This is a genomic window from Nocardiopsis sp. RV163, assembly GCF_001029525.1.
GTDB lineage: Bacteria > Actinomycetota > Actinomycetes > Streptosporangiales > Streptosporangiaceae > Nocardiopsis > Nocardiopsis dassonvillei.
In genome coordinates, this window is the sequence record NZ_LEKI01000198.1 from 1 (window position 1) to 8,889 (window position 8,889).

General features: G+C 68.1%; 3 protein-coding genes. All 3 read left to right on the forward strand.

Features of this window, described 5'->3' with window-relative positions; all coding sequences use genetic code 11:
• Positions 1–650: 650 nt before the first annotated feature.
• Positions 651–4,118 carry a DNA-directed RNA polymerase subunit beta gene (rpoB, locus tag ABD54_RS23700; RefSeq protein WP_047871749.1) on the forward strand — a complete coding sequence of 1,156 codons (3,468 nt, stop codon included), beginning with the start codon at positions 651–653 and terminating at the stop codon, positions 4,116–4,118.
• A gap of 34 nt (positions 4,119–4,152) precedes the next feature.
• Positions 4,153–8,031, forward strand: coding sequence for a DNA-directed RNA polymerase subunit beta' (locus ABD54_RS23705; protein ID WP_047871750.1), 3,879 nt, complete (start codon positions 4,153–4,155; stop codon positions 8,029–8,031).
• 129 nt (positions 8,032–8,160) lie between these two features.
• The coding region (locus tag ABD54_RS23710) for a hypothetical protein (RefSeq protein ID WP_047871751.1) at positions 8,161–8,889 on the forward strand (729 nt) is incomplete at its 3' end.

Sequence of the window (8,889 nt, forward strand, 5' to 3'; positions counted from 1 at the left end):
CTCCGCCCCCGCCGCCCGTGCCCGGGCGGCGGGTCCTCCGGTTCCGTGCTGACCTGCGGCGGGGCCGGAGTCCTTTGCCCGGGCCCCGCCGTGTCCGCCACCGCTCGTCCCGTCCCCTGTGCGAAGCTGAGGGGGATCCGGCAGGTTTCGGAACCGGGGGTGCGTGTGCGAACTGTCCCCCGGACGCGCTAATCTCCCGTCCCGGGAAACCCGCTGAGGCCCGGAGGACGTGTTTACCCGCCTGAGGCGGGGGAATCCTTCGGATGTCGTTGGCTCCCGACCCCCGGGCCAGGGCAGGCGCACCAGTCCACCGACGAGGTCGTCGGACCGTTCCGGACAGCCGGGATCCGGGCCCATCCGCCGGGAGCGGGCTTGACGGATCGCCCTCCAGGGGTGATCCTGCCGGTGTCGTGAGTGGCGCTGTGGACCGTGAGTGGACAGCGGTGTGGTGTTCGGCTACACTGCTCTTTTGCGCTGCCCTTTGGTGATCCCTGTGCCGGTGAAGGCTGCCGCCACTCCATTTTTCCGGACATTCCGGTGGCCCGCTCCCGCTCGATGTGACCGTCTCAACCGCGTTGCGGCGGTCCTTCTCGTGACGGATCGTCTGGCGTGCGCGCTTCAACCGCCACAAGCCTTCGGAAGGACCCCTGTTGGCAGCCTCGCGCAACGCCTCCGCTAACGCCCTTGGTCCGCACCGCGTTTCCTTCGCCCGTATCCAGGAACCACTGGAGGTCCCGAACCTCCTCGCCCTTCAGACCGAGTCGTTCGACTGGCTGCTGGGCAACGACAGGTGGAAGACCCGGGTTGAGACGGCCCGAAACGCTGGCCGCAAGGACGTTCCGGAGCAGTCCGGTCTCGAAGAGATCTTCGAGGAGATCAGCCCGATCGAGGACTTCTCGGGCACGATGTCCCTGTCGTTCCGCGACCACCGGTTCGAGCCGCCCAAGTACTCAGAGGATGAGTGCAAGGACAGGGACATGACCTACTCCGCCCCGATGTTCGTCACGGCGGAGTTCATCAACAACGACACCGGTGAGATCAAGAGCCAGACGGTGTTCATGGGCGACTTCCCGCTCATGACCGAGACCGGCACCTTCATCATCAACGGCACCGAGCGCGTCGTCGTGTCCCAGCTGGTGCGCTCCCCGGGCGTGTACTTCGACAAGTCCGTCGACAAGACCTCGGACAAGGACCTCTACGGCTGCAAGGTCATCCCGTCCCGCGGCGCCTGGCTGGAGTTCGAGGTCGACAAGCGCGACTTCGTCGGCGTCCGCATCGACCGCAAGCGCAAGCAGGGCGTCACCGTCCTGCTCAAGGCGCTGGGCTGGACCACCGACCAGATCCTGGAGCGCTTCGGCCAGTACGAGTCCATCCGCAACACGCTGGAGAAGGACCCCACCGCGGGCACCGACGACGCGCTGCTGGACATCTACCGCAAGCTGCGTCCCGGCGAGCCGCCCACGAAGGAGTCGGCCCAGGCGCTGCTGGAGAACCTGTACTTCAACCCCAAGCGCTACGACCTGGCCAAGGTCGGCCGGTACAAGATCAACAAGAAGCTCGGTCTGGACACGGACTACCGGCAGGGCACCCTCACCGAAGAGGACATCGTCGCCACGATCGACTACCTCGTCCGCCTGCACGCGGGTGAGACCGAGAAGGAGACCGCCAACGGTCCCCGTCCGATCGAGACCGACGACATCGACCACTTCGGCAACCGCCGCCTGCGCACCGTCGGCGAGCTCATCCAGAACCAGGTCCGCCTGGGCCTGGCCCGCATGGAGCGCGTCGTCCGCGAGCGGATGACCACACAGGACGTCGAGGCGATCACGCCGCAGACCCTGATCAACATCCGTCCGGTCGTGGCCTCCATCAAGGAGTTCTTCGGCACCTCGCAGCTGTCGCAGTTCATGGGTCAGACCAACCCGCTGGAGGGCCTGACCCACAAGCGCCGCCTCTCCGCGCTGGGCCCGGGCGGCCTGTCCCGCGAGCGCGCGGGCTTCGAGGTCCGCGACGTGCACCCCTCGCACTACGGCCGCATGTGCCCGATCGAGACGCCCGAGGGACCGAACATCGGTCTGATCGGCTCGCTCGCCGCCTACGGCCGGGTCAACTCCTTCGGCTTCGTGGAGACCCCGTACCGCCGCATCATCGACGGCAAGGTCTCCGACCAGGTCGACTACCTGACCGCTGACGAGGAGGACCTCCACGTCATCGCGCAGGCCAACACGCCGATGAACCCCGACGGCTCCTTCGCCGAGGCCGGTGTGCTCGTGCGCCGCAAGGGCGGTGAGTTCGAGCAGGTCAGCACGGACGAGGTCGACTACATGGACGTGTCGCCGCGCCAGATGGTGTCGGTGGCCACCGCCATGATCCCGTTCCTGGAGCACGACGACGCCAACCGCGCCCTCATGGGCTCGAACATGCAGCGCCAGGCGGTGCCGCTGCTGATGGCCGAGTCGCCGTTCGTCGGCACCGGCATGGAGTACCGCGCCGCCACCGACGCCGGCGAGGTCGTCCTGGCGCACAAGGCCGGCGTCGTCGAGGACGTCACCGCCGACTACGTCACCGTCATGGCCGACGACGGCACGCGCAAGACGTACCGCATGGGCAAGTTCCAGCGCTCCAACCAGGGCACCTGCTTCAACCAGCGGCCGATCGTGGCCGAGGGCCAGCGGGTCGAGGAGCGCCAGGTCCTCGCGGACGGCCCCTCCACCGACCAGGGTGAGATGTCGCTGGGCAAGAACCTGCTCGTGGCGTACATGTCCTGGGAGGGCCACAACTACGAGGACGCGATCATCCTCTCCCAGCGCCTGGTGCAGGACGACGTCCTCTCCTCGATCCACATCGAGGAGCACGAGGTCGACGCCCGCGACACCAAGCTGGGCCCGGAGGAGATCACCCGCGAGATCCCCAACGTCAGCGAGGAGGTCCTGGCCGACCTCGACGACCGGGGCATCATCCGCATCGGCGCCGAGGTCGTGGACGGCGACATCCTCGTCGGCAAGGTCACGCCCAAGGGCGAGACCGAGCTGACCCCGGAGGAGCGCCTGCTGCGCGCGATCTTCGGCGAGAAGGCGCGCGAGGTCCGCGACACCTCGCTCAAGGTGCCGCACGGCGAGACCGGCAAGGTCATCGGCGTCCGCGTGTTCAGCCGCGAGGAAGGCGACGAGCTCGCCCCCGGCGTCAACGAGATGGTCCGCGTCTACGTGGCCCAGAAGCGCAAGATCACCGACGGTGACAAGCTCGCGGGCCGCCACGGCAACAAGGGCGTCATCTCCAAGATCCTGCCCCAGGAGGACATGCCCTTCCTGGAGGACGGGACGCCGGTCGACATCATCCTCAACCCGCTGGGCGTGCCCGGCCGCATGAACGTCGGCCAGGTACTGGAGGTCCACCTGGGCTGGCTGGCCAAGAACGGCTGGCTGGTCGAGGGGGTCGAGGAGGAGTGGCAGAAGTCGCTGGAGGCCATCGGCGCCACCGACGTGCCGCCGGACTCCCGCGTGGCCACGCCGGTCTTCGACGGCCTGCACGGCGACGAGCTCAGCGGCCTGATCAAGTCGGTGCGCCCCAACGGGGACGGCAACCGCCTGATCAACGAGGACGGCAAGGCGCGCCTGTTCGACGGCCGCACCGGCGAGCCCTTCGCCGAGCCGATCTCCGTCGGCTACAAGTACATCCTCAAGCTCCACCACCTCGTGGACGACAAGATCCACGCGCGCTCCACCGGCCCGTACTCCATGATCACCCAGCAGCCGCTGGGCGGTAAGGCGCAGTTCGGCGGACAGCGCTTCGGTGAGATGGAGGTGTGGGCGCTGGAGGCCTACGGCGCCGCCTACGCCCTCCAGGAGCTGCTCACCATCAAGTCCGACGACGTGGTGGGCCGGGTCAAGGTCTACGAGGCCATCGTCAAGGGCGAGAACATCCCCGAGCCGGGCATCCCTGAGTCCTTCAAGGTGCTCATCAAGGAGATGCAGTCGCTCTGTCTGAACGTGGAGGTGCTGTCCAGTGACGGTATGTCCATCGAGATGCGGGACAGCGACGAGGACGTCTTCCGCGCGGCGGAAGAACTGGGAATCGACCTGGGTCGGCGGGAGCCGAGCAGTGTCGAAGAGGTCTAACTTCCGCATTCTTCGAGAGCAGGGGACGAATTAAGTGCTCGACGTCAACTTCTTCGACGAGCTGCGCATCGGCCTGGCCACGGCCGACGACATCCGCCAGTGGTCGCACGGCGAGGTCAAGAAGCCCGAGACCATCAACTACCGCACCCTCAAGCCGGAGAAGGACGGACTCTTCTGCGAGAAGATCTTCGGTCCGACCCGCGACTGGGAGTGCTACTGCGGCAAGTACAAGCGCGTCCGCTTCAAGGGCATCATCTGTGAGCGCTGCGGCGTCGAGGTGACCCGCGCCAAGGTGCGCCGTGAGCGGATGGGCCACATCGAGCTGGCCGCTCCCGTCACGCACATCTGGTACTTCAAGGGCGTGCCCTCCCGCCTGGGCTACCTGCTGGACCTGGCGCCGAAGGATCTCGAGAAGATCATCTACTTCGCCGCCTACATGGTCACGTGGGTGGACACCGAGGCCCGTGAGCGCGACCTCCAGTCCCTGGAGGCGCGGATCTCGGTCGAGAAGCAGCACCTGGAGCAGCGCCGCGACTCCACGGTCGAGGACCGCCACCGCAAGCTGGAGGCCGACCTCGCCGAGCTGGAGGAGCAGGGGGCCAAGGGCGACGCCCGCCGCAAGGTGCGCGAGGGCGCCGAGCGCGAGATGCGCCAGCTGCGCGACCGCGCCCAGCGCGAGATCGACCGCCTCGACGAGGTCTGGAACCGGTTCAAGAACCTCAAGGTCCAGGACCTCGAGGGCGACGAGATGCTCTACCGCGAGATGCGGGACCGCTTCGGAAAGTACTTCCGCGGCGGCATGGGCGCCCAGGCCATCCAGGACCGGCTGGCCAACTTCGAGCTGGACGTGGAGGCCGAGAGGCTCCGGGAGATCATCCGCACCGGCAAGGGCCAGAAGAAGGCCCGCGCCCTGAAGCGGCTCAAGGTCGTCTCGGCGTTCCTCAACACCACCAACAGCCCCATGGGCATGGTGCTGGACTGCATCCCGGTCATCCCGCCGGACCTGCGTCCCATGGTGCAGCTGGACGGTGGCCGCTTCGCGACCTCCGACCTCAACGACCTGTACCGCCGTGTCATCAACCGCAACAACCGCCTCAAGCGGCTGCTCGACCTCGGCGCGCCCGAGATCATCGTCAACAACGAGAAGCGGATGCTCCAGGAGGCCGTCGACGCGCTGTTCGACAACGGCCGCCGGGGCCGCCCGGTCACCGGGCCGGGCAACCGTCCGCTCAAGTCGCTGTCCGACATGCTCAAGGGCAAGCAGGGCCGCTTCCGCCAGAACCTGCTGGGCAAGCGAGTCGACTACTCGGGCCGTTCGGTCATCGTGGTCGGCCCGCAGCTCAAGCTGCACCAGTGCGGCCTGCCCAAGCAGATGGCGCTGGAGCTGTTCAAGCCCTTCGTGATGAAGCGCCTGGTGGACCTGAACCACGCGCAGAACATCAAGAGCGCCAAGCGCATGGTCGAGCGGTCCCGCCCGGTCGTGTGGGACGTCCTCGAAGAGGTCATCACCGAGCACCCGGTTCTGCTCAACCGCGCCCCGACGCTGCACCGCCTGGGCATCCAGGCCTTCGAGCCGCAGCTGGTCGAGGGCAAGGCCATCCAGATCCACCCGCTCGTGTGCACGGCGTTCAACGCCGACTTCGACGGTGACCAGATGGCCGTGCACCTGCCGCTGTCCGCGGAGGCCCAGGCCGAGGCGCGGCTGCTGATGCTGGCCACCAACAACATCCTCAAGCCGTCCGACGGCAAGCCCGTGACCATGCCCACCCAGGACATGATCATCGGCCTGTTCTACCTGACGACGGAGAAGGCCGGAGCCAAGGGCGAGGGGCGCTCGTTCCTCTCCCCGGCCGAGGGCATCATGGCCTACGACCTGGGGGACCTCGACCTCCAGGCCAGGATCAAACTCCGGATCGCCGACGGCGCCCCCGGTCCCAAGGACTGGACGCCGCCGGAGGGCTGGACGCCGGGGGAGCCGTACACCCTGGAGACCACCCTGGGGCGGTACCTGTTCAACGAGACCACCCCGGTCGACTACCCGTACGTCAACTTCCAGGTGGGCAAGAAGCAGGTCTCGACGCTGGTCAACGACCTCGCCGAGAACTACCCCAAGGTCCAGGTCGCCACGACGCTGGACGCCCTCAAGGACGCCGGTTACCACTGGGCCACCCGGTCCGGTCTGACCATCGGCATCGAGGACGTCGTCGCGCCGCCGCGCAAGACCGAGATCCTGGAGGGGTACGAGCGCAAGGCGGACAAGATCCAGCGCGAGTACGACCGCGGTCTCATCACCGACGACGAGCGCCGTCAGGAGCTCACCGAGGTGTGGACGCAGGCCACCACCGAGGTCGCCCAGGACATGGAGAACAACTTCCCCGCCGACAACCCGGTGTGGATGATGGTCCAGTCCGGTGCCCGAGGCAACCCGATGCAGGTGCGCCAGATTGCGGGTATCCGCGGCCTGGTCTCCAACACCAAGGGTGAGACGATCCCGCGTCCGATCAAGTCCTCCTACCGCGAGGGCCTGTCCGTGCTGGAGTACTTCATCTCCACGCACGGCCAGCGCAAGGGTCTGGCCGACACCGCCCTGCGTACCGCCGACTCGGGTTACCTGACCCGTCGTCTGGTGGACGTCGCGCAGGACGTCATCGTCCGTGAGATCGACTGCGGCACGGAGCGCTCGCTCTGGCACGAGATCGGCGAGAAGAACGCCGCCGGCGTCGTCGTGCGCAAGCACAACGTCGAGAACACCGGTTTCGGCCGCACGATCGCCGAGGACGCGGTGGACGCGGAGGGCAACGTCGTCCTCCCGGCTCTGAGCGACACCTCCGAGCAGAACATCGACAAGCTCATCGAGGCCGGGATCGCCCGCGTCCGCGTGCGCTCGTCGCTGGTCTGCGAGGCCAAGATCGGCGTCTGCACCACCTGCTACGGCCGCTCCATGGCGACCGGCAAGCCGGTGGACGTCGGTGAGGCGATCGGCATCATCGCGGCCCAGTCCATCGGTGAGCCCGGCACCCAGCTGACCATGCGCACCTTCCACATGGGCGGTTCGGCCGGTCAGGACATCACCCACGGTCTGCCCCGTGTCCAGGAGCTCTTCGAGGCCCGCATCCCCAAGGGTGTGGCCCCGATCTCCGAGATGGAGGGCCGGATCCGGATCGACGACACCGAGAAGAGCCGCAAGATCGTCGTCATCCCCGACGACGGCACGGACGAGATCGCCTACCCGGTCCCGATGCGCGCCCAGCTGCTCGTGACCGACGGCGACCACGTCAAGGTCGGCCAGCAGCTGATCCAGGGTGCGATCAACCCGCACGAGGTCCTGCGCATCCAGGGCCCGCGCGCGGTGCAGCAGCACCTGGTGTCCGAGGTCCAGGAGGTGTACAAGTCGCAGGGTGTGTCCATCCACGACAAGCACATCGAGATCATCGTCCGCCAGATGCTCAAGCGGGTGAACATCCTGGAGTCGGGCGACACCGAGCTGCTGCCCGGTGAGATGGTCGAGCGGCCGAAGTTCGAGCGGATCAACCGCCGCGTCGTGTCCGAGGGCGGCCAGCCCGCGGCCGGGCGCCCGGTGCTGCTGGGTATCACCAAGGCCTCGCTGGCCACGGAGTCCTGGCTGTCCGCGGCCTCCTTCCAGGAGACCACCCGGGTGCTCACCGAGAACGCGATCCACGGCAAGAGCGACCCGCTCCTCGGCCTCAAGGAGAACGTCATCATCGGTAAGCTCATCCCGGCCGGTACCGGCATTCCGCAGTACCGCAACATCCGGGTGGAGCCGACCGAGGAGGCCAAGGCCTCGATGTACTCGGTCTCCGGGTACGAGGAGCCGAGCGAGTACACCTTCGGACAGGGTTCGGGCGAGGCCGTCCCGCTGGAGGAGTACGACTTCGGACCGTACAACCGGTAGAAGCGGTTTGCTTGACTGACGGCGGCGGTATGCCACCCCTCGCGGGGGGTGGTACCGCCGCCGTTCCGCGCACAGGGTCCGCTGACGCGGACGGAAGACGGCGCTACTGCGCTGGCGGGAGAGGCACAGGTGACTGACAACGGGGGCGAACGGCGGGACTCCGACGCGGAGGACTCGTGGTTCAAGCCGAGCGAGAACCGCTACCGCACACAGTCGGACTACCAGGACCCGCTCGAATCGGAGGGGACCGCTGACACGGTCTTCCCGGACAGCGGGGGGTACGCGGGGCTGAGCTCGTCCCGCCCGGCCATGGTGGAGCCCTATCCGGAGGCGCTGGGCGGACCGCCGCCCCCCGTCTCCCACGGCATCTCCTACCCGGGCGCCGGGTCCGCGGCCTACCAGCCGCTGACCAGGGTTCCGGGAGAGGCCGAGGAGCCCCCCCTGCCGAGCGTCGCGGCCAGTGCCCAGGTACCGTTCCCGTCGGAGGGGAACACCGGCCGGTCCGAGGCATGGTCCGACGGTCCCCGGACCCAGGAATTCCCCGCGCTGGACGACCGGGACGCACCGGAGGCCGGGCAGCCCCGGGACGAGTACTCCTCCGCACCCGGCTACGCCGCCGAACAGCCCTGGGCTTCCGGCGCACCGGTCGACGAGGACCGGGGCGCGCACTCCTGGGACGCCCCGGTCCCCGGCGCGTCCGGTCAGCCGTGGGAGGACGCTCCTTCCTCCGGTGTCTCCGCTGGTCAGCCGTGGGAGGACGTTCCGGTCGCCGACCGGCGCGATCCGCTCGACGACGGCCTCGGCGCGCCCTCCTGGGACGCCCCGGCCCCCGCCGCCCGGCCGTGGGAGGACGAGACC